We start from the raw sequence: 26376 nt of genomic DNA on the forward strand, positions 1-26376 counted from the left end.
GGCGGCCGCTCAGCTGAAACGCTGGGTATTGTGCAGTTCGGCCTGGGCGTAACTGGCCGCTGCGGAGTTCAGCGCCAGGTTGATCGACGCCAGGGATGCCTCAACCTTTCCCTGGGTCAGGGTCCACTCGGCCACGAGGGCCTGGAAGTTGGTGGCTGCCGGGCCGCGCCACGTGGCCTGTAATTCGTCGAGGCCGTGTTTCATGGCCTGGACGTCAGCGCTGATCCGGTCGACCGTCGCCTTGACGTTTGCCGATTTGAGCTGGAGGAGTTCCGTGTCGACGGAAATGATGCTCATGGGATGCCCTCTCTGCGGTGCCTGATCCGGAATCTCCGGACCCTTCGAGCCTAGGCAGGCCACCGGGACCCGGGGACCGCGCGGTCCGGCTATGTGGACAAGCTTGCAGGGATCCCGGCCGGGCTACTGCCCGTCATCGTCACCGGAACGAGTGCCGGCATCCGGACCGTCATCCTCCGCCTCGTCCAGGAACGGAAGGCTGACCACCAGGGTGGCCCCGCCGCCGTCGGTCTTCGCGACCCGGACGGTGCCGGCATGCGAGCCGACGATGGCCGCGACGATCGCCAGCCCCAGCCCGCTGCCGCCGGTTTCCCGGGTGCGGGAGGTGTCCGCGCGGTAGAACCGCTCGAAGATCCGCGCGGCTTCCTCGTCCGGGACGCCGGGGCCGTGGTCGCGGACCTCGATGACGGACTGCCGGGCTCCGTCCTCGGCGGTCCGGACGCCGACGGCGAGTTCGATGGGGGTGCCCTCGGGGGTGTAGCGCAGGGCGTTGCCCACGAGGTTCCCGACCACCTGGCGCAGCTTGGCCTCGTCGCCCAGCACCGGCGCCGGACCGGGGGGACCGCCGTCGAGCCCGGTGAGGGTGATGACGCGGCCGCGGTCGCTGGCCTGGGTGTCCACCACGGCGTCGTTGGCAAGCAGCAGCAGATCGGCGGGCTTTTGCTGCAGCGGCCGCTGCTCATCGATCCTGGCCAGCAGCAGCAGGTCCTCCACCATGGTTCCCATCCGTTTGGCTTCGCTTTCGATCCGCCCCATGGCGGTCGCCACGTCCTCCGGGGTGGACAAGGCGCCGTGCCGGTACAGCTCGGAGAAGCCGCGGATCGTCACGAGCGGGGTGCGCAGTTCGTGGGAGGCATCGGCGGCGAAGCGGCGCATCCGCGCCTCGGAGGCCATCCGGGCGGCAAAAGCGGTCTCGATATGGGCGAGCATGGCATTGAGCGAGCTGCCCAGCCGGCCCACCTCGGTGTTGGGGTTTTCGATTTCGACGCGCCGGGAGAGATCGCCGGCGGCAATCGCCGCGGCGGTCTTTTCGACCCGGGCCAGCGGCCGGAAGGACCGCGAGATGCTCCACGTGGCGATGAAAAACGCCAGGACCAGGGTCAGCAGCCCGACCCCGACGACCACCAGGACGGCGTGTTCCATCACGGAATCGACCGGCCCCAGCGGGAGACCGATGACCACCACGGAGCTGCGCTGGTTGCTGTCGACGACGTTGAGTGCGACCACCCGCCAGTTGCGTCCATCCGTGCCGCGGACCTGGAACGGGTTCTGCGCGCGGTCCGCGACGTCGGCGGCGCTGATGGTGGTGATGTCCGGGTGGAGTTTCTTGTCGCCGCCGAACGGTACGGGGGGCTGTCCCGGGGTGAAGACCATCAGCGAATAGTCGGTGGGGATGCTCTGGTTCTGGTCCTGGAGCTGGCTGAAGGACTGCTGCTGGCGCACCGAGGAGACCGCGGCCCGGAGCTTGTCATCGACCTGCCCCTGCAGATAGCTGTGCAGCAGGGTCAGGGTCCCTGCGCCCGTGACGGTGAGGGCCACCAGCATCAGCGCGGTCATGATGGCGACAAGCTGCGACCGCAGCGACGCCGACTTCCAACGGTGCAGCAGCAAGGTCAGCGCTTCTCGGCCGTCCGCAGGACGTAGCCGACGCCCCGTTTGGTCTGGATCAGGGCCGGGGCGTCCGGATCAATATCCACCTTGCGGCGCAGATAGGAAATGTAGGACTCGACGATCGAGGCATCCCCGTTGAAGTCGTATTCCCAGACGTGGTCCAGGATCTGGGCCTTGGACAGCACCCGGTTGGGGTTCAGCATGAGGTAGCGCAGGAGCTTGAATTCGGTGGGGGACAGCTCGACCACAGTGCCGCCGCGGCGCACCTCGTGGGCGTCGTCGTCGAGCTCCAGGTCATCGACGCGGATGACAGCGTCGTCATCCTGCAGCGGCTGGGTGCGGCGCAGCACGGCGCGAATGCGGGCCACCACTTCGTCGAGGCTGAACGGCTTGGTGACGTAGTCGTCGCCGCCCACGGTCAGGCCCATGACCTTATCCTCGGTGTCATCCTTGGCGGTCAGGAAGAGAACGGGGAAGTGCTTGCCCGCGGCGCGCAGCCGGCGGGTGACGGTGAAGCCGTCCATATCCGGCAGCATGACATCCAGCACGGCCAGATCGGGGGAATGCAGGTCGGCCGCCGCCAGCGCCTCGCGCCCGTTGGACGCCGAGACGACCTCGAAGCCGGCAAAGCGCAGGGACGTGGACAGCAGTTCGCGGATGTTCGGTTCATCATCGACGACGAGCAGCTTGGCTTCAGGTCCGTTCTTTTTCATGTTCCCATGATGCTCCCAGAATCTGGGAGTTTTCTGAATGGCAGATGTGTGTTTTGTGGGCCAGGACCGCCACCGGGCAGCCCCGGCCCGGCCACCGGGGTGGACGGAGGTGGTTCCTTTGCAGGCATTCCCCTGCGCCGACGGCGACATTAGAGTGGCCGTATCGAAATCACTCCGCCGCCGCGGCTTGCACGCGGGTACCCAATGAAGGGGACACAAAGTGACGACTGAGAGCAACGCAGGGGACAATTCAGGCGCCGTTGACCGGAGCATCCGCGACTGGGCGGATCTTGCCGAAGAGATGTGGTCGTATTTGACCGGCAAAGGCGCCGCTATCAACTACAACTTCGTCGACATGACCATCGAGGTTCCCCGCGACATCGGCCCGGACGCGCCGCGGGCCACATGGAAGCTGAACGGGAGCCTGCGCGTGACCACCAGCGACAAGGACGCGGTGGGTTCCGACGAGAACAGGGGCTGACCATGGCCCCGCGGTTCAGGGCTGATATCAACCTGGACTTTTCCCTCCAGGAGGCGTCCGGGGAGGAGGCCCGCGGGTCGGTGAAGGCGTCCGGGAGTGAAGTGGTTGTCGCGCTGGAGCGCATCGACGCCCTGCTCTCGCGGCGGCTGCCGTCCCTGGGCGATCTGAGGCCCTTGGCCAAGACGCTCTCGGACCAGGGGCTGACGGTGGTCGTGGACGGACCGGACGGCAGGATCATCAGTCTCGGCGCCGTCGGGGCTCCGGCCTCGCAGCGGGTGATTACCAGGTCACCCCACATCAAGCTGGGAAAGCTGGGAGCGCTGGCACCCATGCTGAAACGGGGCCGGCGTTCCCCTGCCCGGGAATTTTCCCTGCTGCCGCCGGGCACCCTTCTGCCGTTGCTGCCGACGGTGAAGCGCCGGATTCCCCGCCGCATCACGACGACCCACTACACGCGGGGCGGCGGACGGCCGCGGCTGATTTTCGTGCAGGACTCGAAGTCGTGGGACGGTCAGATCCCGCGCGAGTTCAGCCTCACCGCGGAACGGGTGCGCATCGGCAGTGATGAGTCCGCCGAACTGCAGCTTCCGGGTCTTGACGGGGTGCACGCCGAAATAGTCCACAATGACCGGGACGAATACGTCCTGGTCCGGCACGGCAAGGTCACCGGCAGCTTCGGTCCGGGGTCGGCGTCGGTCTTGCGGACCGGCTCCCGCCTCCAGATGGGACCGTGGTGCCTGGCGTTCTTCCGCGAAGAATTTGCCGACCACGGACGCCCCTTCGGCGGCCGCAGCGGCGGCGAATTCGCCTACCAGCGCCCGCAGCGCGACCCGCGCACCGGAGCCCTGGAGCAAGACGGCTCGACGTACATCCGCTAGTTCGGGTCAAAGGACGGTGCAGCCCGGAAGGCCAGGACCTGGACGGTGCAACCCGGAATGCGGTGCCGGTCGGAAGCCGGTGCGCCGGGTCAGTCGGTGGGGGAGCTGGTGCCGACGTCCCGGGCATCCATGATCCGGTAGGCGTAACCCTGCTCGGCCAGGAAGCGTTGGCGTTTGGCCGCGAAGTCCTGGTCCAGCGTGTCCCGGGCCACGAGGGAGTAGAAGCGGGCGGCGCGGCCGTCCTTCTTGGGACGCAGCAGACGGCCAAGCCGCTGGGCCTCCTCCTGCCGGGAGCCGAAGGACCCGGACACCTGGATCGCGACCGAGGCCTCGGGCAGGTCGATGGAGAAGTTGGCGACCTTGGACACCACGAGCGTCTGCACCTCGCCGGCGCGGAAGGCATCAAAGAGCCTCTGGCGTTCCTTGACCGGGGTGTCGCCCTTGATCACCGGAGCGTTCAGGCGCTCGCCGATCTCATCCAGCTGGTCGATGTACTGGCCGATCACCAGCAGCTGCTCGCCGGTGTGCCCGGCCACGAGCTGTTCGACCACCAGGGTCTTGGACTCGGACGTGGCGCACAGCCGGTACTTGTCCGCGTCCTCGGCCATCGCGTAGGCCACACGTTCGTCGCGGGGCAGGTCGATCCGGACCTCGACGCAGTCGGCCGGCGCGATATAGCCCTGCGCCTCGATGTCCTTCCACGGCGCGTCATAGCGCTTCGGGCCGATCAGGCTGAAGACTTCGCCCTCGCGGCCGTCCTCGCGGACCAGCGTGGCGGTGAGGCCGAGCCTGCGGCGGGCCTGCAGGTCCGCCGTCATCCGGAAGATCGGTGCCGGCAGGAGGTGGACCTCGTCGTAGATGATGAGCCCCCAGTCGTTGCCGTCCACCAGCTCCAGATGGGGGTAGAGCCCGCCGCGCTTGGTGGTCAGGACCTGGTACGTGGCGATCGTCACGGGCCGGACTTCCTTGACGGAGCCGGAGTATTCGCCGATCTCCTCCTCGGTGAGGGAGGTCCGCTTGAGCAGCTCGTCCTTCCACTGCCGGGCGGACACGGTGTTGGTGACCAGGATCAGCGTGGTGGTGGAGCTGGTGGCCATCGCGGCGGCACCCACCAGCGTTTTGCCGGCCCCGCAGGGGAGCACGACGACGCCGCTGCCGCCGGCCCAGAAGTTCTCCATCGCCAGCTGCTGGTACGGGCGGAGCTTCCAGCCGGACTCGTCGAGCAGGATGGGGTGCGGGGTGCCGTCGACGTAGCCGGCCAGGTCCTCGGCCGGCCAGCCGATCTTGAGCAGCAGCTGCTTGAGCTGTCCGCGCTGGGAGGAGTGCACCACCACGGTCTCGCCGTCGATCCTTGGGCCCAGCAGCGGGGCGATCTTCTTGGCGCGGCTGACTTCCTCCAGCACCGGGTAGTCCGAGGTGCGCATGACGAGGCCGTGCTGGGGATCCTTCTCGAGCCGCAGCCGGCCGTACCGGGACATCGTCTCCTCGACGTCGATCAGCAGGGAATGCGGGACCGGGAAGCGGGAGTACTTCAGCAGCGTGTCCAGCACCTTTTCGGCGTCCAGGCCGGCAGCCCGGGCGTTCCAGAGGCCCAGCGGCGTCAGCCGGTAGCTGTGGATGTGCTCGGGGGCGCGTTCCAGTTCGGCGAACGCGGCGATGGCGTGGCGGGCCTCGGTGGCGAGTTCGTGGTCCACTTCGAGCAGGATGGTTTTGTCACTCTGGACGATCAGCGGTCCATCGTTCACTGGAGCAATTCCTCTGCGGCTTCTACGTCGATAATCCGGTGGATGGACAGGACGCGTTCGGTTTCCTTGTCCGGGTCGAAGACCCGGACCCGTCCGCCGTTCACAGCTACCGGAACAACGGTTTCCCGCACGGCATTCCCCATGCCGTCGACGACGTTCATCACCACACGCTGTTTGAGCCGGATCGCCTTTTGCAGGGTTTCCAGCCCCAGCTGCGTCGCTTCCTCACTGCCCGGCGCCGCGGGGGGAAGCGCGGATGCGCCGCCGGCGGCGGTGCGTTCGCTGCGCAGGACTGCCAGCTGGGCGTCGACGTCGGCTTCCGGCGGGGCGGTGCGCGGGGCGCTGTAGACCGGCCGGACACTGCCGGGCACCGCCGTGGTGCGGCGCAGCCGGATGCCGCCGGACTCGGATTCGTCCACCGCCGGGGACAGCCCCAAGCTCCGGAGCAGCTGGGCTGTTTCCCGCGGTGCGGCATGCGAGACCAGCACGGTGGGGGCGATCCGGACCAGGCCGAGGCCGGCGGCGCCGGGCGAGTTGAGCAGTTCCAGGAGGGCCATTTCGTCGTCGCTCTGGATGAAGCTCGCGGCGGACCCCACCCGCAGCCTGGCGTGGCGGGCGGCGGTATCCTCGATCAGGTACTTCAGCGGCTGCGGGATCGCCGTGGCCGAGTGCAGGCCGAGGAAGTCCAGCATCGCCTGGGCGTCCTGGCCGGCGTCGAGCGCGCGCCGGACCGAGGCGACCGAGAAGCGGTAGATCGTGGCGGGCCCCTGGCCTTCGGCGTCGGCCATGGTGAGGAGTTTCTCGGTCAGGTCCGGGGCGAGATAGCCGGGCGCCACCGCCGTCAGGTCGGCCTGGAGCAGGACGTGGTTCAAGGCGGCCGGCAGGTGCTCGCCGAGGATGCCCATCGCCTCATCGGGCTGTTCGGCGGCGATGGCCGCGCCGATCTGGGTGAGCGCGCCCGAGCCGATGAGGCCGAGCAGTTCGGCCTCGGCCAGGATCCCGCGGACCAGCGAGCTGAACCGACGCGCCATCCGGGGCTGGGTCCAGTCGGCGCGTTCCAGCACGGCCGCGGCGTCCAGGACCGGGGCCTGTCCGTCGTGGGCCGCGGCCTCCTCGGTCAGTTCGGCCAGGATTTCCAGGATCCGTTTCCGGACGATGGGGGCGTCCGGGCGCTGGGCTTCGGCCGAGAGCGCGTTGATGGTGCTGCCGGCCGCGCCGCGGTGCAGGGCTGGGACCGCGGCCTGGCCGTTGACGGGCTGTCCCACCAGGGACGGCGCGCGTTCGCTGGCGAGCCAGGCATTGACCAGCCAGAGCCACTGTTCCTGGCGCGGAAGCGTCAGCCACTCCAGCTGCGCGGGCTGGACCCAGGCGGAACTGTCCACGTCCAGGCGGATAAGGCCGGACAGGGCGCACAACTCGGCCAGTACCCCGGCGTCGTGCATCTCGATCCGCAGCCCGTCCGCCAGTCGTTTGAGCTCCCGGACACCCACGCCGCCGCTGCGCAGGGTGACGAGGGGCTGTTCGCGGACGCTGTACAGGAGTTCACCCACCAGCCGCAGGGTCTCGGCGATCGCGCCCAGGGCGGCGTTGCGGCGCAGCGCTGCCGAGGTGGAGCCCAGTCGCGGCACCGGGGGAGTCAGTGCGAACTTCTCGATGACAAAGCCGCCGCGCAGGGAGACCCCGACGCTGTGCGGAAGTTCCACATGGGCGGCGTCCAGCGGCACCAGCAGCCCGCGGGCCAGGAGCCAGTCCACCGGCCCGACGTCGGCGGCCTCGTGCAGCACGGAGGCGCGCCGTTGCGCCTGGGGAACGGCGCCCATGGCCCAGTTCCCGAAGCGTGCGAGCAGCGCGGGGGTGCGTTCCGGGGCGGTGGCGAGGATCTGCCGCAGGGAATCCGGCGTGGCCGTCCAGTGCTGCAGCGACAGTGCGGCCTCCATCGGCGTGGCCGCGGGGGAGATGGCCGCGCCGCTGCGGTGCAGCTCCCCGACGAGCTGGACCACACGCTGCGCGAAAGCCGGCTGGAGCCGGACCAGCTCGGTGTAGCTGCGCCCGAGTCCGGCCGGGTAGATCCCGATGACGTCCTTGAGGCTGCCGACCGGCAGGTAGTAGCGCTGCTTTGATCCCGCGGGCGGCGCTGCGCCCGGCGGAGGTTCCGCCCGGTGGACAAGGGCCAGTTCCTGGAGCGAATGCAGCATCTTTTCGATGGCGGTCAGGGTCGCGCCGTTGATCAGCTTCTTCAGCATCGGGGCCGAGGCGCTGTGCCCGGTGTCCGTGTTCGTGCACAGGTGCAGGGTTTCCAGGACCTGCATTTCCGGGCGGTTCAGCCGCTCCAGGGCCCGCTGCACGCTGACGCGGCCGCTTGCGCGGGCGGCGAGGGCGGCGAAGTCCGGCACACCCGGGGAGATGAGGTCCGGCCGCGCGGAGAACAAGGCACGCAGCGAGTCATCGCTGCGTGCCTGCAGTTCCTTGCTCAGCGCGCGGATAAGAGACATCAGTGCAAGGCTACCTTTCGTCCGGCTCTCGCGGGCGTCTTCGGGCTGCGACGCCGTCGATCACGAGCAAGAGCATAAGCAGGAAAGCCACGGGAAGCCCATAGAGGGCGGTGGAGGTGATCCAGGCGGGCGACACGGCGTTATTGAAGGCCATCGCCATCACGACGCCGACGGCCGTGAGCGACAGCACGGCGGCGGCAGCCGCAACAATCAACAGTGGCCGCCGGAAACGCAGTGGAGTCATGGAGCTAACGCTAACAGTCCGGCCTGTCCCGCGCCCCAAACCGTCAAAATAGGCCGGGCAGGATAACCTTGAAGGAACAGACCAACACGGTCCTGGCAGTCATACCCTGAACCCGCATATCAATGCGGATGCGGTGACCGCCGGCCGTGTCACCAGCAGAACGAAGAAGGTTGATTACGTGCCTACCGGCAAGGTCAAGTGGTATGACAAGGAAAAGGGCTTCGGATTCCTCGCGGGCGAGGACGGCCAGGAAGTCTTCCTGCCGAAGTCCGCGCTGCCCGAGGGCGTAACCGAGCTGAAGGCCGGCACGCGGGTTGAATTCGGTGTGGCCGACGGCCGCAAGGGTGCCCAGGCCCTGGGCCTGCGCGTGCTGGACAAGACACCGTCCATCGCCAAGGCCAAGCGACCCAGCGCGAAGGATCTCGCCCCGCTGGTTCAGGATCTCGTCTCCGTGCTGGACAACCTGTCCGGAACCCTGTCCGCGGGCAAGTACCCGGAAGGCAACAAGGGCAAGGCGATCGCCGTCGCCCTGCGTAAGGTTGCCGACGAGCTGGACGCGTAGGCTCCGCGATGACTCCGGAAACTAATCAGACCGCCTCCGCCGCCGGGGACAAAATTGCCGCCGCGGACGGGAACGCCGGGGACAAAAAGGCCGGAACCAAGGAAGGCAACAAGCCGCGCGCCGGGGTTCCCGTCTGGCGCACCGGTAAGCCCGACGCCTTCCTGGCCGCCGCCGTCGACGTCGCCCGTGCCGCCATCGAGGGCATCGCCCCCGCCGAACAGATCGGCCGGCACCTCGCGGCCAAGAGTGAGGGCGACCGTCTGGTCACGCACCTGTTCGAGTCAAAGCTGGCCGGCTACGGTGGCTGGCAGTGGTACGCCGTGCTCACCAGGAACTCCCGGTCCAAGGTGGTGACGGTCGACGAGCTGGGGCTTTTGCCCTCCGAAGACTCGATCCTGGCGCCCGAATGGATCCCGTGGGCCGAACGTGTCCGCCCCGGCGACGAACAGGGCGAGGACGAACTCGCGGCACCCGCAGGCACCGCACCGCCGGAGGACGCCGCGCCCCTGGACGCGCTCGACGCCGCTGAGTCCGACGACGACACCGACGAGGATTCCGACGAGGATTCCGACGACGACGCGCCCGAAGACGACTCCGACGATGCAGACGGCAATGCGGACGGTGCCGGCGACGAGTACGACGCCGACGACGTTGACGACGATGACTCCGACGACGCCGACAACGACGACGTCCCGGGCGCGGCCACCGAAGGCGCCCCGGACGACGAGTTGCCCGCAGAGCAGGCTGACTAACGGTTGGAACCATCCGGGATGCTGCACAGTGAGGGCTGGACATGATGTCCACCTTCAAGTCCCTGCACATCCTGAACTACCGGATCTGGTTCATCGGTGCGGTGATCTCCAACATCGGGACCTGGATGCAGCGCACGGCCCAGGACTGGCTGGTCTTTGACCACCTGACCGATCACGACGCCAGCGCCATGGGCGTCACGATGGCCCTGCAGCTCGGACCCCAGCTCTTCCTGGCCCCCGTGGCCGGGCTGCTGGCCGACCGCTTCAACCGCAAACAGCTGCTCATTATGACCCAGTCCGCGATGGCCGTGCTGAGTGCCGGGCTGGGCATCCTGGTGGTGTCCGGGGCCGCGCAGCTCTGGCATGTCTACGGTTTCGCGCTGCTGCTCGGCGTGGTGTCCGCCTTCGATGCCCCGGTGCGGCAGACCTTCGTCTCGGAACTGGTCCGCGACGATTACCTGCCCAACGCGGTGGCCCTTAACAGCGCCTCCTTCAACGTGGCCCGCATGATCGGGCCCGCGGTGGCCGGCATCCTCACGGTCGCCGTCGGCCCCGGCTGGGTCTTCCTGATCAACACCCTGACCTTCGTGGCGCTGCTGCTGAGCCTGTGGAAGATTCCCACCGCCTCGCTGCGCCAGCTGCCCCGGGCCGCGGCCGGCAAGGGCCGGATCCGCGAGGGGCTGCGCTATGTGCAGTTCCGGCCGGACATCGTGGTGGTGCTGGTCGCCGTCTTTATCGTCGGGACCCTGGGGCTGAACTTTGTGCTGTTCATCGCGGCCATGGTCGGCACGGAATTCGGCCTCGATGCCAGCGCCTTCGGGCTGATGAATTCCATCATGGCCATCGGCTCCGTCGCCGGAGCCCTGCTGTCCGCCGGCCGCAAGAAGCCCCGGCTGCGGATCATTTTCGGTGCGGCCGGAGCTTTCGGCGTCGCCTCCGGCATCGCGGCGCTGGCCCCCAGCTACTTCTGGTTCGGCGTGGCGCTGGTCCCGGTGGGGCTCTTCGCCATCACCATGATGACGAGCGCCAACGGCTACGTGCAGACCACCACGGACCCCGTGATGCGCGGCCGGGTGATGGCGCTGTACATGGCGATCTTTATGGGCGGCACCCCCATCGGGGCCCCGTTCGTCGGGTGGGTCGCCAACGTCGCCGGTCCCCGCTGGTCCCTGAGCGTCGCCGCCGCCTCCGGCCTGATCGCGGCCCTGATCGGGCTGGTGTGGATTGTCCGGGCCCGGCAGCTGCGGATCCGGTTCGACCGGCGCGCCCGGGGGCTGCGCTACTTCCGCGTCGTGTCCGCCGGCCCGGGGACCCCCGGGGGCACCGGGACCCCCAGCGGCCCCGACGCCGACGGCGCCGCCCGGGACTAACACCGGACGACGCCGCCGAACGCTGACGCCTGGGCGCCGCGCCGGCGCGGAGAGCTACTTCTTCAGCTCGCCGACCACAAAGTCGATGCACTCCAGCAGCGCCGACACATCGTCCGGCTCGATCGCCACGAAGGTCGCGATGCGGAGCTGGTTGCGTCCCAGTTTGCGGTAGGGCTCCGTGTCGACGATGCCGTTGGCGCGGAGCACCTTCGCGATCGCCGCGGCGTCGATGGAGTCATCGAAGTCGATCGTCGCGATGACGTTGGAGCGTTCCTCAGCCTTCGCCACGAACGGGGTGGCGTACTCCGAGGCTTCGGCCCAGCGGTAAATGCGGCCGGCGGAATCCGCCGTCCGCGCCGAGGCGAAGTCCAGTCCGCCGTTCGCGTTCAGCCACTGCACCTGGGCATCGAGGGTGACGAGCGTGGCCAGGGCCGGAGTGTTGTAGGTCTGGTTCAGCCGCGAGTTGTCAATCGCCGTCTGGAGGTCCAGGAAGTCCGGGATCCAGCGGCCGCCGGCCTTGATCCGCGCCGCACGGTCCAGCGCCGCCGGGGAGAACAGGCCGAGCCACAGGCCGCCGTCGGAGGCAAAGTTCTTCTGCGGGGCGAAGTAGTAGACGTCCGCTTCGGCGACGTCGACATCCAGCCCGCCGGCAGCCGAGGTGGCGTCAACCAGGACGAGGGAGCCTGCGTCGGCGCCGGCCACACGCTGGACCGGAGCGGCAACGCCGGTGGACGTCTCGTTCTGCGGCCAGGCGTAAACATCGACGCCGGCTTCGGCCTTGGCCGCCGGGCGGGTGCCCGGTTCGGACTTGATGATGGTGGAGTCCGCCAGGAAGGGTGCCTTGTTGGTGGCGGAGGCGAACTTCGAGCCAAACTCGCCAAAGGACAGGTGCTGGGCCTTGTTCTCAACCAGGCCGAAGCTGGCGATATCCCAGAACGCCGTCGATCCGCCGACGCCCAGGATGACTTCATACCCCTCGGGGGCGCGGAAGAACTGGCTGAGCCCGTTCCGGACCGATCCCACCAGGTTCTTGACCGGCGCCTGGCGGTGGGAGGTACCCAGCAGCTGCGACGCCGCGGCCAAGGCTTCCATCTGCTCCGGACGGACCTTGGACGGTCCGGCGCCGAACCGGCCGTCCTTGGGCAGGAGGTTTGCGGGAATCGTGATGCTGGTGTCGCTCACAGTGGCTCCAATTTTCGGCTGGTACAAAATCTTCGGCTGTTACAAAAAGTGTGGCTCGAGAGGTGGCCCGGCAGCGTCGCTGCAGCGGAGCCTTGCGTTTCATTCTGCCTGACTGCCCGGCGGGGGCGGCAAAAAAGCCCGTCACAGTCCGGTCACTGAGATTATCCGGAGTAATTCAAAATAGGCTAAGCTTGCCTGCGAACGTACGGCGGACCCCGCCAGGGCGCCTGCATCACGCGGTACGGTGGGAAGACGCAAGGACGGCGCTCGAGGAGCTGAGCTGAATGACGGATCTGATCGATACAACCGAGATGTATCTTCGGACCATTCTGGAACTAGAAGAAGAAAACATCGTCGCCCTCCGCGCCCGCATCGCCGAACGGCTGCGCCACTCCGGCCCCACCGTTTCCCAGACCATCGGCCGGATGGAACGCGACGGGCTGGTGGTTGTTTCCGGCGACCGCCACCTGGAACTGACGGAAACAGGCCGGAAACGTGCCATCGAAGTTATGCGCAAGCACCGGCTGGCCGAGCGGCTGCTGGCCGACGTGATCGGGCTCGACTGGGCCTACGTGCATGAGGAAGCCTGCCGCTGGGAACACGTCATGAGTGAGCGGGTGGAGCGGCGGATCTTCGAACTGCTGAATCATCCCACCGTTTCGCCCTATGGCAACCCGATTCCGGGCCTCGCGGAGCTGGGCGGCCTGCCTTCCCAGCCCTATGCCGACGGCGTCGTGAACCTGCTGGAGGCCATGGCCGGCTACGGACCGGATTCCCGGATCAGGGTCAATCGGCTCGCCGAACCCATCCAGGTTGAACCGGAACTGCTCGTCCAGCTTGATGAGGGCGGCATCCGCCCCGGCGCACTGGTGTCGCTGGAGCGCGTGGGGGAGTACATCTCCGTGCGGGTGCCCGACATCGAGGGCGCTTTGGAGCTCCCACCCGAGGTGGCGGCCCACGTTTTTGTTACCGTCGGCTAACAGGCCCACACCGGGGCAACTCGTGGGACCTCCCATGAGATACGCACAGGTCGATAACGGATTTATCACTGGACGGCTTAATCGCCTATAGTTGAACACTAGTACCGATACCAAAGCGTTATCTGATCCGAAGCCGAACTCTGCCAGCGGATCAGTCGCAGAACCACTTTCTGGCAGGGGCGGGGGAACCACTTCCGGCTGTTCAACAGCCTTGGGGTGAAGTCCGTCAGCGGCAAGCACACTCCACCGAGGACCTCCTTTATGCCTCTGTGCCTGGATGCTTGCTACGGCGGACCGGGTCTTTGATCTCTCAGACCCGAATCCGACAGCTAACTCCGCAGGCTCTCCAGAGAGGAACCGTTTTTGACCACCCAGATCGTCAGGGGCCGCCGCCGTGCGACCGGTCCCGCTCCGGAGCCGCGTCCGGCCGTCGCCGTCCAGGCCGACCGCCCACGTGACGCGCACCGCGATGAGCGGCGGGGCCGCCGAAGTCCGTTCCGCCAGGTAACGGACTTCGCCGCCGCCAGTGGCGTGGGGCAAAAGGCCGGTATCGCACTAGCCGCCACGGGACTGGTCCTCACCGTCACCGTCCCGGCCACGGGCCCCGTTATGGCCATGGACGCCGGCTCAACCGCCGGAGCCCTCTCTGCCACGGTCCAGCCGGATGTCACCGCTGCCGAGGCCAAAATTGACTTCAACCGCACCGCCGTCACCACCCAGAGTGACCCGGACGGCAAGCTCAAGCAGCTGCTGAGCGCCCAGTCGGCCGGCTCCATCACCCGCGCGGCCTCCTCGGGCAGCCTCGGGGCGCCCCTGGGCCAGCTGAAGACGGCGTCGCCCTTCGGATACCGCGTTAGTCCCATCACCGGCGGCTCGGGGGAGTTCCACCGCGGCCAGGACTACGCCGCCCAGTGCGGCACGGCCGTCCTGGCGGCCGCCAGCGGCACGGTGACCTTCACGGGATGGCACCCCTACGGCGGCGGAAACCGTGTGGTGATCGACCACGGCAACGGCCTGGAAACCACCTACAACCACTTGTCCTCCGCCAGCGTCAAGGTGGGCCAGCAGGTCTCCCGCGGCGCTGCCGTGGCGATGAGCGGCACCACCGGCGCCTCCACGGGCTGCCACCTTCACTTCGAGGTCATGGTCAACGGCGAAGTCGTCGACCCGACCGGCTGGCTCTAACAGAGCTGATGGGGCACTCTCGCATTCTTATGACACGCCGTGATCTGAATGTGACATTGAGCCCCAACTGCTGTACCGTATGACCTACGCCAACTTTTCCGAAGTTGGCGCTCTTGAGTGGATTGCCTAGCTCTGCCACCGCTCAAGGTCCGTTCGCATGACATCGTCTGGCAGGGGCGGGGGAACCAATTTTGGCCTTCGAAATTGAAGGCCTTGGGGTTAAGTCGCAAAAGCTTCCCAGGAAGCAGCGCGGCCGGGTGACTCCCATCCGAATCCGACAGCTCACCTCGTAGGCATTGGGAGAGGCTACTTTCGTGTCTTCACGCCACAATGCTGCGCGTCACCGCGCTTGCGCGGCTCTTACGAGCCCGCTGAAATCCAACCTCGGCAGTGCCCTTTGTGGCGCCCGAAATGGATCTCACACCGCCGTCTCAATCTCTGCTGAGTCCGGCCCGCAGGCCATGCACCTGCAAGCAGTTCCCGCTTTTGGCGCGTCTTCGCAGTACACCCTTCGCTAAGTAACCCATTTCGGGGCGATCCGGCGTACCCCCAAGATGCCGGAGCGTCCTCAGCCCGCGCCCAAAAAGCGTGGACCCAGGATCACGAAAGAGAGAACTTAATGACTACTCGTGCAAACGCACGGCACCGCGCCGAGGTCACCAAGACCAACTCGCTGGCCGTCATTGCCAAGGCCGTCGGCGACAACGCCGGTGGCGTGGGTCGCCAGGCCGCAGTTATCGCTGCTGCCTCCGGCCTCGTTCTGACCAGCGGTATCGCAGCCAACGCTGCTGAGGCCAACGTTCAGCGCGAGTCCACCTCCGCTTCCACCCTCGAAGTCCAGTCGGCCGCCCCGGCGACCATCTCGGCCGCTTCGACGATCGCCATCTCCTTCGAGAAGCCGGCCGTCACGACCACGCCGGCTCCCGTCGTCGAGGCCCCGAAGCCTGTTGTGAAGGTCCAGGAGACTCCCACAGCAAACACGGCCAAGACCGCCAGCACCAAGGTCGGCGCCACCGCAGCCCCGGCCGCCGGCACCGCGGCTCCGACCGTCGCCAGCGGCATGGGCGCCACGATCGCCGCTGCCGCCTACGCCCAGCTCGGCGTTGGCCAGGACTGCACCGCACTCGCCACGAACTCACTGGCTGCTGCGGGCATCAACTACCACGGCTGGCCGGCAGGTTACCTGTCCCTCGGCCGCACCGTGAGCGCCTCCGCTGCCCTGCCGGGCGACCTCGCCTACTACGCGAACGGCGGATCGGGCCTGGCCCACATCGCTGTTTACGTCGGCGGCGGCAAGGCCGTCCACGGCGGCTGGAACGGTGGAACCACCTCCCTGCAGAGCGTCAACGTCGGCTCCGGCCCGGTCTTCATCCGCGTCGGCGGCTAAGACAACAACTGCTAGCAGCACCAAGGACCCCTGCCATTCGGCAGGGGTCCTTTGCGTTGCCGGGACGTGAACTTCAGCGGATTCGGGCGGGGCCGGCAAAAAAGATTCGGTGAATTGGCATGTCCATGTTTACTCTTGTTTTGTCGATCCATAGCCCGACCATGCAGAGGGCAGCCGGCCCTCGTGCCCCTGGCGGGTGCGGCCGTGAAGAGGTATGCGGATGCGCACTCTCGTTCTGAATGCTGGATATGAACCGCTGGCGGTTGTGACCTTCCGCCGGGCGCTCGTCCTTGTGCTGACCGGAAAGGCCAGCGTCGTGGCGGAAGGCGACGATCCCGTCGTCGGGCCGCAGGACGTCCTGGGCCGGCCCTCGGTGATTCTCTTGAATCGCTACATCAGGCCCCGGTACAACACCGTGACGGCCGTGAGCCGCCGCGGGGTGCTCCGCCGTGACGGACACCGCTGCGCCTACTGTGGCAAGGCCGCCCACACCATCGATCATGTCCAGCCCAAATCCAGGGGCGGTGCGGATTCCTGGGAAAACCTCGTCGCTGCCTGCCTGCGGTGCAACAACGCCAAAGGCGACCACACCCCGGGGGAAATGGGGTGGAAGCTCGGCTTCAGCCCCGCGCCGCCGAAGGGCACAACCTGGCAGATCAAGGAACTGGAGAAGCCGACGCCGGCCTGGGACCCTTTCCTCCTGCCGGAATCCGCTGCCTGACACGGCGTGCCCCGGCCGCTGCGCCAAGGCAGGACCTAATGCCAGTTAGGCTGGGCCGGTGGAATTCGACGCTGTCATTCTGACCGGGGGCCGGTCGTCCCGGCTGGGAGGTGTGCCCAAGTCCGGTCTGATGCACGACGGCGCCACCCTCCTGGAGCTCGCCCTGCAGGCCGCGCGCGGGGCGGTGGCCGTCGCCGTCGTCGGGCCCGACCCGGGAACCCTGCCCGAGGGAGTGCTGAGCTGCCGGGAGGAGCCGGCCTTCGCCGGCCCCGCCGCCGCCGTCGCCGCCGGGATCTCCGCCCTGGAACGGCACCGCAGCCGCGACCCCCGCCACCCTGCCGCGGCACCCCTGACCCTGGTCCTCGCCGTCGACATGCCCCGGGCGGACGCCGCCGTCGGAAGACTGCTGGCAGCCGCCGCGGAAGCCCCTCCGGGCGACGGGCTGATGGCAGTATCTGCTGACGGCCGCCGGCAGCCCCTGGTCGGCCTATATAGCACGGCTGCGCTACAACGGTGCGTGGCCGACGCCAGGCAGCGCGGCGAGCTCGACAACGCCTCGATATTCGCCCTTCTTGCTAGGCTGGAGGTGCGGGAAGTCAGCGTCCCCAAGGGATCCACGGATGATGTGGATACTTGGGACGATGCTTCCGCGTTGGGGGTGACTGGCCCGGTTAACGGCCATGGCTTCGACGGCCATCACCGCGACAGCCATAACCCAGGCCTCCGGCCCGGGGTTCCCCCGCTGAACTCGACTTTGGAGGCAAACGGTGAAAAGCCAGGATGAAACACTCGAAGACTGGTGCCGTGCCCTGCTTCAGGCCTTGGAACTGGAAGACGTCGAGATTGACGTGAACGAGATCCTGGCCCTGGCCGGGGTGGCGGCGCACTCGGTGGTGCGCCCTGCGGCGCCGTTGACAACGTTTATTGCCGGTTTTGCGGCAGGGCTGGCCTCGGGCTCCGGCCAGGCCACGGATGCCGTCTCGATGCAGGCCGCGATGGGCGTCGCCCGGAAACTGGCCAAGGACTACGCGGCCGACGAAGCCCCCGGAGCATGACACCTGCACCCCCTCACGGCAGTCCAGCTGCCGCGGGGGATGAGCCTGCGCCCCATCGGCACCTCGCGCACACCTGGCAGGAAGCCCGGCAGCTTGCCTTCGACTGCGCGACGCCCATCCCCGCCGCACCCGTGGCCCTTCGCGACGCGCTGGGACGGAAACTCGCCGCCGATGTGGCGGCGCTGGTGGACATGCCGCACTACGCCTCCTCCGCCATGGACGGCTGGGCCGTCAACGGCAGCGGGCCGTGGATCCTGGCCGAACCCGGCCAGCGGCTGGCACCGCACCAGGCCAGCCCGATCGTCACGGGCGGGCTGATCCCTCCCGGAGCGAAGGCCGTGCTGCGCAGCGAAAGCGGCACTATTGCAGCCGACGAGGACGGGCTGCCGCTCCTGCAGCTCGGCGGCGGAGCGAAGCCCGGCGAGCCCCGAAACGGCGAGCACATCCGGAAAGCCGCGGAGGAAGCCGCCGCCGGAGAAGTGCTGATCAAGGGCGGCACCGTGCTCAACCCCGCCCATCTGGCCCTCGCGGCCCTCGCCGGCCACGACACTCTGCCGGTCCTGGGCAAGCCCGTCGTCCGGCTGGTGTTCACCGGCTCGGAAGTGGTCACGGCCGGGATCCCCCGGCCGGGGGAGGTGCGCGACACCTTCGGTCCCCAGCTCGCCGGCGTCGTGGAAATGCTCGGCGGGATCTGTGCCGGCGAAACGAAAATCGGCGACAGCTACGCTGAATGGCTCACCGCGCTCGAGGACACCGACCCGGCGGCCGAACCCGCGGCTGCCGATGGGCCGCAGCCGCCCGTCCGGTCCCGCGCCGAACCGTTGCCCGCCGACGTCGTCATCACCACCGGCGGCACCGGCCGGTCCGGGACCGACCACCTGCGCCGTTCCGTGGCCGAACTCGGCGGGCGGCTGCTGATCGACGGCATCGCGATGCGTCCCGGCCATCCGGCCGTGCTCGCCGAACTGCCGGACGGCAGGTTCATCATCGGGCTGCCGGGCAACCCGCTCGCGGCCATGATGGCACTGTCCACCCTCGGCGCCCCGCTCCTGGCGGCGCTGGGGCACCGGGCCCCGCCGCCGGTCACCGAGGTGCCCTGCGGCTCCATGATCGACCCTGACCCCGGCCGGACCCGGCTGATGCCCTTCCGGCTCCTCTACGGCATGGCGTCTCCGGCGCAGCATACCGGGCCGGGAATGATGCGCGGGCTGGCCGCGGCCGACGGCGTCCTGGTGGTCCCGCCGCACGGAGTCCAGCTGGGGGAATCCGTCCCGGCCTTCACCCTTCCCTGGGGCACGCCCCTGCCGGAGCCGGCGGCACCCAAAGACAAGCCCGCCCCCAAACGGCCCGCCCGGAAGCCCTCCGGGACCGGCGGGCCCGTGGACTGGAGCGAACTGCTGGGGTAGCACCCGGTCTTGAACCCGGTTTTGAACCCGCGCTGGCCACCCGGCCCAGCGCTTGCCATGATGGAGTTATGTTGGTTAGGAGTACCTGATGGGTCGCGTCACGCAGCGCCGCAAGGTGCACAAATATGTCCTGGACGGGTCCCCCCAGGCCCTCGAATTCCCGGTCCGGCACCGGGAGGACGTGCTCGCCGTGGAGGAGCCGCTGGAGATCCGGATCGGGAGCCTGTCGTTTTCCGTCACCATGCGGACACCGGGGAACGACTTTGACCTCGTGGCGGGCTTCCTCGTCTCCGAGGGCGTCATCTGGAGCCCCGACCAGCTCGTCTCGCTGCGGTTCTGCGCCGGGGAAGACGAGGACGGCGTCCAGACGTTCAACGTGGTGGAAGCCCAGCTGAGGCCCGACGTCGTCCGCCCGGACACCGGCCGGAACGTGTACACCTCCAGCTCGTGCGGCATCTGCGGCACGGATTCCATCGAGGCCGTGCACAAGTCCTCGCATTTCAGCCCCGCCGATGACCCGCTGACGGTGCCCGTGGCCACGCTCGCGGCTCTGCCGGACCGGCTGCGGGAAGCCCAGGCCGTCTTCGACGTCACCGGCGGCGTGCACGCCGCCGGCCTGTTCCGGATAGCCGAGGACGGCTCCGTGGAACTGCTGTGCCTGCGCGAGGACGTGGGGCGCCACAACGCCGTGGACAAGGTGGTCGGCTGGGCCCTCCGCGAGGGCATGCTCCCGCTGCGCGGAACCGTGCTCCAGGTCTCCGGCCGGGCATCGTTCGAACTGGTGCAGAAGGCCGCCCTGGCCGGCATTCCCGTCCTCGCCGCGGTCAGCGCGCCGTCGAGCCTGGCAGTCGAGCTGGCCGAGGCCAGCGGCATGACGCTGGCCGGATTCAGCCGCGGCACGTCGCTGAACGTCTATGCCGGAGCCCGCCGTGTGAGCGTGCCCGTGGGCTTGGCGGATAGCGTCCGCTGACAGCCACTTGGCTCGGGGGCCAGCGGCGCAGTAAGTTTTATCCATCGACTGGATGCAATTCAGCGTCATCCACGCAGCGCTAAGAGGATCACATTGCACGACGACCGCCGTCTCACGGAAGTCCGGCTGGACCGCTTTGTTCGCGAACGCATCGTGCCCGCAGTCTATCCGCGCAGCGTTCCGCTGACCCTGAGCAGCTGGGACGTCCCGGACGAACCGGTCCCGGTCCTGGACGCCCTCCGGCAGCAGTTCACGCCGCAGGAGCACGGAGCGGCGTGGGGGCGGCCGTGGAGCACCAAGTGGCTGCGTCTGCAGGGGCAGGTCCCGGACGCCTGGGGCACGGCAGCGGACACCTCGGTGGAAGTCATTGTGGACCTGGGCTTCAGCAGTGACCTTCCCGGATTTCAATGCGAAGGGATCGCCTGGCGGCCGGACGGGACGATCGTCAAGGCCATCTCCCCGCGGAACCAGTACATTCCGCTGAAGCTCCTGGGCGGCGGGATGGCCGTCGACTTCTACGTCGAGGCGGCCGCCAACCCCGACCTGTCGCAGGGGTGGACCTTCGCGGCGACCCCCTACGGCGACAAAGCAACCTCCGGCAACGAGCCGAAGTACCGGCTCGGCCGGATCGTCATCGCGGAACTCAACCAGACGGTCTGGGAGCTGCAGCAGGACATCTGGACCCTCAGCGGCCTGATGCACGAACTGCCGATGGAACTGCCGCGCCGCCACGAAATCCTGCGCGCGCTGGAACGGATGCTGGACGTGATGGATCCCGACGACGTCCCCGGCACGGCGTCAGCCGGGCGCGAGGCCCTGGCCGGCGTCCTGGCCCGGCCGGCGTACGCCTCCGCCCACCACCTGCTCGCCACCGGACACGCGCACATCGACTCCGCCTGGCTGTGGCCCGTCCGCGAAACCATCCGCAAATGCGCCCGCACCTTCTCCAACGTGGTGGCACTGATGGACGAGGATCCCGGGTTCGTGTTTTCCTGCTCCTCAGCCCAGCAGCTGGCCTGGATCCAGGAGCTGTATCCGGAGCTCTTCGGCCGGATCCGGGAAAAAGTCAAGACCGGCCAGTTCGTCCCGGTGGGCGGCATGTGGGTCGAATCGGACACCAACATGCCCGGCGGCGAGGCCATGGCCCGCCAGTTCCTGGAGGGGAAGAGCTTCTTCCTGGCCGAATTCGGCGTGGAATGCGAGGAGGCCTGGCTGCCGGACACCTTCGGCTATTCGGCGGCCATGCCGCAGATCGTCAAGGCCGCCGGCAGCAAGTGGTTCCTGACGCAGAAGATCTCCTGGAACCAGGTCAACCGGATGCCGCATCACTCCTTCAACTGGGAGGGGATCGACGGCACCCGGGTCTTCACCCACTTCCCGCCGGTGGACAGCTACAGCTCGGAACTCAGCGGCCGGGAACTCGCCCACGCCGAGCGCAACTACCGGGACCACGGCCGGGGCACGGTCTCGCTGGTTCCGTTCGGCTACGGCGACGGCGGCGGCGGCCCCACCCGGGAGATGCTGGCGGCGGCGCGCCGCACCGCGGACCTTGAGGGATCGCCGAAGGTGGAACTCGGCTCGGCCGCCGGCTTCTTCGCCCGCGCCGAAGCCGAATACGACGCCCTCCCCGTCTGGGTCGGCGAGCTGTACCTCGAACTGCACCGCGGGACCTACACAAGCCAGGCCAAAACCAAACTGGGCAACCGGCGCAGCGAACACCTGCTCCGCGAAGCCGAACTCTGGTGCGCCACGGCGGCCGTGCGCACCGGATACGGATACCCGGCGGACGAACTCAAGCGCCTCTGGCGGTTGGTGCTCCTGCAGCAGTTCCACGACATCCTCCCGGGCAGCTCCATCGCCTGGGTGCACCAGGACGCCGAACGGAACTACGCCGCCGTCGGCCGGCAGCTTGAAGCGATCATCGCCGACGCCGCCTCCGCCGTACTGGGCGCCGGGGACACTGACTTCCTGCTCAACGCCGATCCGCATGCGCGCCACGGGGTCCCCGCGCTGGCCGCGGCCGAGCCGGTCCCCGCCGGGCAGCCCGTGCTGGCCACCGAAGCCGGCGGCGGCTACATCCTGGACAACGGGATCATCCGCGCCGTCATCAACGCCGACGGTCTGCTGGCATCGCTGACGGATTATGCCAGCGGACGCGACGCCATCGCGCCCGGGCAGTTCGGGAACCTGCTGGAGCTGCACCGGGACACCCCCAACGAATGGGACGCCTGGGACATCGACGCCTTCTACCGGCGCAACGTCGTCCGACTGACCGGCGCGCGTTCCCTGACGCTGGAATCCCGCGGCCGGGACGCCGTCGTTGTGGTGGAGCGGCTGGCGGGATCCTCGGCGGTCACCCAGCGGATATCGCTGGCGGCGGGCGCCGGCTCCCTGGCGATTTCGACGGCGGTGGACTGGCAGGAAAGCGAAAAGCTCCTCAAGCTCGGATTCGCGCTGGACGTCCGGGCGGACCGGTCCGCCTCGGAGACCCAGTTCGGGCATGTGTTCCGCCCAACGCACCTCAACACCTCCTGGGAAACTGCGAAGTTCGAGATCTGCGCCCACCGGTGGATCCACGTCGCCGAGCCCGGCTACGGGGTGGCAGTTACGAACTCATCCACCTACGGCCATGACGTCACCCGGAATATCCGGGCGGACGACGGCGGGACGACCACCACCGTGCGGCTCTCACTGCTGCGCGCGCCCAAGTTCCCGGACCCCGCCGCGGACCGCGGCCGCCACGAACTGAACGTCACCATCCGGCCCGGCGCCAGCATCGCCGATGCCGTCGCAGAGGGATACCGCACGAATCTGGCCCCGCGCGTGGTCAAAGGCGCCCATGGCGTGGAACCGCTCATTGCCGTCTCCAACCCGGCCCTGGTCGTTGAGGCCGTGAAACTCGCCGAGGATGGCTCCGGCGACGTGATCGTCCGGGTCTACGAATCGCTGGGGGAGAGGTCCACGGGGACCGTGACGGCCGGCTTTGCCCTCCACGGCATCCACACGGTGGACCTGCTGGAGCGTCCGGCGGTTGCGCCGGGAGTGACCGCGGCGGGGGACTCGGTGGACCTGGCGCTCCGGCCCTTCCAGCTGGTGACGTTGAGGTTTATGCGCTGAACGGGCCGTTAAACAGGCTGAGTGGGAGCGGTCCAGTTGGACCGCTACCACTCATCCCCCCAATGGCGCTTGGGCGGCTGCCTCGGCTCCGCACGGATTGTCCCCGTTCACGAAGCGAATGCCGCTTTCACACATTCATGATTCTCTCATGGTCTAATGATTTTGTGAATGCCTAGCCGCGGTTCCGACGTAATGTTGCCCTAGCGTTACCTGAGGGACTCGCGATCAGCCCGGAAAACCAGAACACCACGAGGCCCACGACGTAGCCCAGGGCCGCCGCGTAGTTGACGAAATGCTGTGCGCCGGCCCAACTGGACGGCGTCAGGGCGGCCGGAAGGCTCAGGACCGCGAAGGCGGCGCCGAGCAGGACGAGCAGGGCGCCGGCCCTGACCAGGCGCGGCAGCCGGCTTCTGACGGCTGCCAGCAGCGGAGCCACCAGGACCAGTGAAACGAAGGCTGGATACGTGCGTCCGGCAGCCGTGAACCAGGGGGCCAGGTCCGCGTCCCCTGCGCCGTCCGCCGCCTGCGCGTGCAGCCCCTCCGGTGATCCGTAGCTGTCCATCAGGAAGAACGCCAGCGTCACGGCCAGGCAGCCGAGCCCCAGCGCCCAGCGCCCGATTCCTCCGGCAATGAGCTGGTGGGCCCGGTCAGCGGCGAGTCCCCTGGTGACCCGGAGGCCGACGAGCAGGACAGTCGCGAAGACGAGATAGCGCAGGATCAGGCTCGTGAGGTCCCACCCGCCCAGGGCGCGGTCAATCAGCTCGTAGAGCTCGGAGACGGCGAGCACACTGCACAAGGTGCCCAGGAAGAGGATGCCGAACACAGTCCGGTTCCGGCCCCGTACTGCGTCCGGCACACGCAGGAGAAGCGCCGCGCAACACACCAGCAGCGTCGCCCATTCCAGCGTTGCCCTCATCAGGGTTCTCCCCGTCGCTCCGCGGCGCGGCTCACAGTTACTATCCGGTCAAGCCAGTGTGCGCTCTCCGCGTCTTCCTGGCCAGAATTTTCGACAGCCAGAAAACGGAAAGCCCCACCACGAGGCACAAAATGGCGGTGTAGCTGAAGACGAAGCGCAGGTAGGCCAGTGACGGAGGAATCACCGGGGACAGCAGGCTCAGCGTAATAGCCAGGGATCCAACTGCCAGCAAGCCGGCGCCGAGCCGCACAAGGCGGGGGAGCCCGCTGCGCACCGCCCGCACCATGGCAGGGAAGAGGGCAAGCGTGATGTAGGCGGGGTAGAGCCGTCCGGCCGCTCCGTAGTACTCCACGAGCGCCGCGTTGCGGACATCCCTGTCGTACACCGCGATCAGGCCGGCGGACGATCCTGCCGTGTCCATCATCAGGAAGACCACCACGACCGCCACCGATGCAGCTCCCACAAACACGATTCCGGGCGGGCCGGTGATCAGCCGGAGGGCGTCGTCCGCCCCGAAGCCCCGGGCGATTCTGAGCCCGAGGGCAAAGACGGTGCCGAAGATGATGAAGCGCAGCAGCAGGTTGGCCAGGTTCGTTCCACCGAGGACACTGTCCACGGCCAGGTACGGTGCCTCGATGCTCAAGAGGATGGCCACGGTCATGAACGCGTAGACGAAGAACAGCGACCTGTTCTCGCCCCGGAGGGCACTCGGAATCCGCGCGACCGCGACGAGAGCGCAGACCGCCAACGTGGTCCACTGCAGGATCTCGATCATCGGGGGTTCAGCCGCAGCTCGCGCTTTGCCATCAGGCTGGAGATCCAGATGAGGGCGAGACCCAGCGCAAGGCACAATACCGCGGTGTAATTGATGACGGCTTGAAGGTATGCAACTTCCGACGGGATCAGGGGGAAGAAGGAGCCGGAGGCCATGGCGGCGAATGCGACCGTCAGCAGCAGTGCTCCGATGCGGATGGTTCTGGGCAGTTGCTGACCCATGGCCACGAAGGTGGCGGGCAGGATGCACACGGCAACGTAGGCCGGGTACAAGCGCCCCGCCGCGGCGTAGGATTCGATGAGTGCCGCATTCTGGGGGCTTCTGTCGCGCACGCCGCTCAAGCCGGTGGCGGTTCCCGCGGTGTCAGCCCACAGGAAAAGAATCACGGTGGCGATGCCTATGACGGCGAGGACAGCCATGCCCGCGGGGCCGGCGATGAGGCGGACGCTCTTCCTGGCGGCGAAGGCCTTGGCGATCCGGTAGCCGGCCAGCAGTACCGTGCCGTAGACGACGAAACGAAGGATCAGGTTTGTATAGTTCTCGGAGCCGAGCCACGCATCGATGGACCGGTAGCTCACGTCGATGCTGAGCAGGATGGCCACGGTGGACAGCACGAAGACGCCGAAAATGGACCTGTTCTCACCCCGCAGCGCACTTGGAATCCGCGCGATCGCGACGAGTGCGCAGACCGCCAAAGTGGTCCACTGCAGGATCGCGATCATCCGAGGTTCTCCCATATCTTTTTTGTTTGTTCCTGCTCGTGTTCCTGGCGGCGCAGGGTTTTGCCGAGGGCCTGCAGCCGCTCCCCGGCCAGGGCCGTGAGTTCGCCATCGGACAAGGCATCCAGGGCGGCCTGCTTGGCCTCCGGCGGCCAGCCGGCCTCGGCTTCTGTCAGCAACCCCGTAGCGACGAGTCCGCCCGTGAATCCTACGCCAGCGGCGCGTGCGGTTGCGACCGCCAACTCGGGGGAGAGCCGGTTGGCGGTCAACTGGGCCGAATAGTTCTGCGGCGCGACCCCGGTGGCGTCCGAGACCCGGTGCCGCAGTTCGCCGTCGTCGATCGCGTCCACCCAGTTCCGGACCGAGGTGGCGTGCGGTGCGGGGGCGAGCGCCGGCGTCAGCGCACTGCCGTCGTCACCGTAGCCGCCGTAGGCCGGGGCCGAGCGGGAGATGACGGCCCGCAGCAGGTCCATGGTGGCAATCTGGCTGACGAGTTCGGCGGGAGTGGGCGGCAGCGGCCGCCCGGCGAGTTCCGCATAGCTGTCGAACGAGGCAAGGTCTGCCAGGGGGCTGCGCTTGAGGGCCCGGCTGATGCTGACGAGGGTGCTTTCCGCGACCTTGCCGCGCACAAGCTGCTGGGCGAGCGTGGTGCGCTTGATCCCGGAGATCCTGCAGATGTCGGCTGTGCTCGCGTTGGGGGCAACGACATGGAGCCAGTGTTGAAACGCCTTGGCGGGTAAGGGCATTTACGGCTTCCTGCAGAGTCGAATGGAAGTGCGGCTTCTGAAGTTCGGTGGAGCGGTGACAGGGGTGATTTT

General features: G+C 68.0%; 24 protein-coding genes, 1 pseudogene and 2 riboswitches. Of the genes and pseudogenes, 14 read left to right on the forward strand and 11 right to left on the reverse strand.

Annotated features, from left to right (window positions below; all coding sequences use genetic code 11):
* Positions 1 to 9: 9 nt before the first annotated feature.
* The 3 genes from J2W14_RS13970 to J2W14_RS13980 form a co-directional block, all read right to left on the reverse strand.
* Positions 10 to 297: a WXG100 family type VII secretion target gene (locus J2W14_RS13970; protein ID WP_307463504.1), complete on the reverse strand. Its 288-nt coding sequence runs from the start codon at positions 295 to 297 to the stop codon at positions 10 to 12.
* Positions 298 to 420: 123 nt separating this feature from the next.
* Positions 421 to 1905 carry a sensor histidine kinase gene (locus J2W14_RS13975; RefSeq protein WP_307463954.1) on the reverse strand — a complete coding sequence of 495 codons (1485 nt, stop codon included), beginning with the start codon at positions 1903 to 1905 and terminating at the stop codon, positions 421 to 423.
* Between the two features lie 5 nt (positions 1906 to 1910).
* A complete protein-coding gene (locus J2W14_RS13980) occupies positions 1911 to 2621 on the reverse strand; it encodes a response regulator transcription factor (RefSeq protein WP_307463506.1) in 711 nt (236 codons plus the stop codon).
* Positions 2622 to 2841: 220 nt separating this feature from the next.
* Here J2W14_RS13980 and J2W14_RS13985 point away from each other — a divergent pair, with 220 nt between their 5' ends.
* Positions 2842 to 3102: a hypothetical protein gene (locus J2W14_RS13985; RefSeq protein ID WP_307463511.1), complete on the forward strand. Its 261-nt coding sequence runs from the start codon at positions 2842 to 2844 to the stop codon at positions 3100 to 3102.
* A 2-nt stretch (positions 3103 to 3104) separates the two neighbouring features.
* The gene (locus tag J2W14_RS13990) at positions 3105 to 3980 is read left to right on the forward strand and encodes an FHA domain-containing protein (protein WP_307463513.1); all 876 of its coding nucleotides are present in this window, start codon (positions 3105 to 3107) and stop codon (positions 3978 to 3980) included.
* 89 nt (positions 3981 to 4069) lie between these two features.
* Here J2W14_RS13990 and J2W14_RS13995 read toward each other — a convergent pair whose 3' ends face one another.
* The 3 genes from J2W14_RS13995 to J2W14_RS14005 are packed head-to-tail and all read right to left on the reverse strand — an operon-like array spanning position 4070 to position 8461.
* Positions 4070 to 5725, reverse strand: a complete 1656-nt coding sequence (locus J2W14_RS13995) for a DNA repair helicase XPB (RefSeq protein WP_307463514.1) — start codon at positions 5723 to 5725, stop codon at positions 4070 to 4072.
* Positions 5722 to 8217: a helicase-associated domain-containing protein gene (locus J2W14_RS14000; RefSeq protein ID WP_307463515.1), complete on the reverse strand. Its 2496-nt coding sequence runs from the start codon at positions 8215 to 8217 to the stop codon at positions 5722 to 5724. Before J2W14_RS14000 ends, J2W14_RS13995 begins: the two co-directional genes overlap by 4 nt.
* Positions 8218 to 8227: 10 nt before the next feature.
* Entirely contained in the window at positions 8228 to 8461 is a 234-nt protein-coding gene (locus tag J2W14_RS14005) for a hypothetical protein (RefSeq protein ID WP_307463517.1), read from the reverse strand.
* A gap of 178 nt (positions 8462 to 8639) precedes the next feature.
* Between J2W14_RS14005 and J2W14_RS14010 the strand changes: the two genes are divergently transcribed.
* The 3 genes and pseudogenes from J2W14_RS14010 to J2W14_RS14020 all read left to right on the forward strand — a co-directional run bounded on the left by J2W14_RS14010 (position 8640) and on the right by J2W14_RS14020 (position 11145).
* Entirely contained in the window at positions 8640 to 9023 is a 384-nt protein-coding gene (locus J2W14_RS14010; protein WP_024366560.1) for a cold-shock protein, read from the forward strand.
* A gap of 8 nt (positions 9024 to 9031) precedes the next feature.
* A pseudogene (locus tag J2W14_RS14015) lies at positions 9032 to 9631 on the forward strand (DUF3027 domain-containing protein); the annotation flags it as partial.
* A 188-nt stretch (positions 9632 to 9819) separates the two neighbouring features.
* Positions 9820 to 11145: an MFS transporter gene (locus J2W14_RS14020; RefSeq protein ID WP_307463956.1), complete on the forward strand. Its 1326-nt coding sequence runs from the start codon at positions 9820 to 9822 to the stop codon at positions 11143 to 11145.
* A gap of 54 nt (positions 11146 to 11199) precedes the next feature.
* Here J2W14_RS14020 and serC read toward each other — a convergent pair whose 3' ends face one another.
* Positions 11200 to 12327 (reverse strand): phosphoserine transaminase, encoded by a 1128-nt coding sequence (gene serC, locus J2W14_RS14025; protein ID WP_307463520.1) that lies wholly within the window; start codon positions 12325 to 12327, stop codon positions 11200 to 11202.
* A gap of 284 nt (positions 12328 to 12611) precedes the next feature.
* On the opposite strand from serC, the gene J2W14_RS14030 reads away from it, so the two are divergent.
* The 9 genes from J2W14_RS14030 (at position 12612) to J2W14_RS14070 (ending at position 23148) form a co-directional block, all read left to right on the forward strand.
* Complete coding sequence (locus tag J2W14_RS14030) at positions 12612 to 13307, forward strand: metal-dependent transcriptional regulator (protein ID WP_307463523.1); 696 nt, start codon at positions 12612 to 12614, stop codon at positions 13305 to 13307.
* 151 nt (positions 13308 to 13458) lie between these two features.
* A riboswitch (cyclic di-AMP (ydaO/yuaA leader) is annotated at positions 13459 to 13666 on the forward strand.
* Positions 13667 to 13670: 4 nt separating this feature from the next.
* Positions 13671 to 14492 carry a M23 family metallopeptidase gene (locus tag J2W14_RS14035; RefSeq protein ID WP_307463525.1) on the forward strand — a complete coding sequence of 274 codons (822 nt, stop codon included), beginning with the start codon at positions 13671 to 13673 and terminating at the stop codon, positions 14490 to 14492.
* 148 nt (positions 14493 to 14640) lie between these two features.
* Positions 14641 to 14802: riboswitch (cyclic di-AMP (ydaO/yuaA leader) on the forward strand.
* Positions 14803 to 15111: 309 nt separating this feature from the next.
* Positions 15112 to 15879, forward strand: a complete 768-nt coding sequence (locus J2W14_RS14040) for an NlpC/P60 family protein (RefSeq protein WP_307463527.1) — start codon at positions 15112 to 15114, stop codon at positions 15877 to 15879.
* 220 nt (positions 15880 to 16099) lie between these two features.
* On the forward strand, positions 16100 to 16600 hold the full coding sequence (locus tag J2W14_RS14045; RefSeq protein WP_307463529.1) for an HNH endonuclease: 501 nt from the start codon (positions 16100 to 16102) through the stop codon (positions 16598 to 16600).
* A 58-nt stretch (positions 16601 to 16658) separates the two neighbouring features.
* Positions 16659 to 17384, forward strand: coding sequence for a molybdenum cofactor guanylyltransferase (gene mobA / locus J2W14_RS14050; RefSeq protein WP_307463531.1), 726 nt, complete (start codon positions 16659 to 16661; stop codon positions 17382 to 17384).
* Positions 17368 to 17655, forward strand: coding sequence for a DUF6457 domain-containing protein (locus tag J2W14_RS14055; protein WP_307463532.1), 288 nt, complete (start codon positions 17368 to 17370; stop codon positions 17653 to 17655). Before mobA ends, J2W14_RS14055 begins: the two co-directional genes overlap by 17 nt.
* Positions 17652 to 19061 (forward strand): molybdopterin molybdotransferase MoeA, encoded by a 1410-nt coding sequence (locus J2W14_RS14060; RefSeq protein ID WP_307463534.1) that lies wholly within the window; start codon positions 17652 to 17654, stop codon positions 19059 to 19061. The genes J2W14_RS14055 and J2W14_RS14060 overlap by 4 nt, the downstream gene beginning before the upstream one ends.
* Before the next feature lie 88 nt (positions 19062 to 19149).
* The gene (gene fdhD, locus J2W14_RS14065; RefSeq protein ID WP_307463537.1) at positions 19150 to 20031 is read left to right on the forward strand and encodes a formate dehydrogenase accessory sulfurtransferase FdhD; all 882 of its coding nucleotides are present in this window, start codon (positions 19150 to 19152) and stop codon (positions 20029 to 20031) included.
* A 93-nt stretch (positions 20032 to 20124) separates the two neighbouring features.
* On the forward strand, positions 20125 to 23148 hold the full coding sequence (locus tag J2W14_RS14070) for an alpha-mannosidase (RefSeq protein ID WP_307463539.1): 3024 nt from the start codon (positions 20125 to 20127) through the stop codon (positions 23146 to 23148).
* Positions 23149 to 23320: 172 nt separating this feature from the next.
* Here J2W14_RS14070 and J2W14_RS14075 read toward each other — a convergent pair whose 3' ends face one another.
* From J2W14_RS14075 to J2W14_RS14090, 4 genes are read right to left on the reverse strand one after another with little or no spacing between them, the layout of a single operon-like run.
* Complete coding sequence (locus J2W14_RS14075) at positions 23321 to 24064, reverse strand: hypothetical protein (RefSeq protein ID WP_307463542.1); 744 nt, start codon at positions 24062 to 24064, stop codon at positions 23321 to 23323.
* Between the two features lie 40 nt (positions 24065 to 24104).
* A complete protein-coding gene (locus tag J2W14_RS14080) occupies positions 24105 to 24839 on the reverse strand; it encodes a hypothetical protein (protein WP_307463543.1) in 735 nt (244 codons plus the stop codon).
* Complete coding sequence (locus tag J2W14_RS14085; protein ID WP_307463546.1) at positions 24836 to 25576, reverse strand: hypothetical protein; 741 nt, start codon at positions 25574 to 25576, stop codon at positions 24836 to 24838. The genes J2W14_RS14080 and J2W14_RS14085 overlap by 4 nt, the downstream gene beginning before the upstream one ends.
* Positions 25558 to 26304: a hypothetical protein gene (locus tag J2W14_RS14090; RefSeq protein ID WP_307463550.1), complete on the reverse strand. Its 747-nt coding sequence runs from the start codon at positions 26302 to 26304 to the stop codon at positions 25558 to 25560. The genes J2W14_RS14085 and J2W14_RS14090 overlap by 19 nt, the downstream gene beginning before the upstream one ends.
* Positions 26305 to 26376 lie beyond the last annotated feature (72 nt).

Origin of the sequence: Pseudarthrobacter oxydans, from assembly GCF_030812335.1 — a bacterium.
Lineage (GTDB): Bacteria > Actinomycetota > Actinomycetes > Actinomycetales > Micrococcaceae > Arthrobacter > Arthrobacter oxydans_B.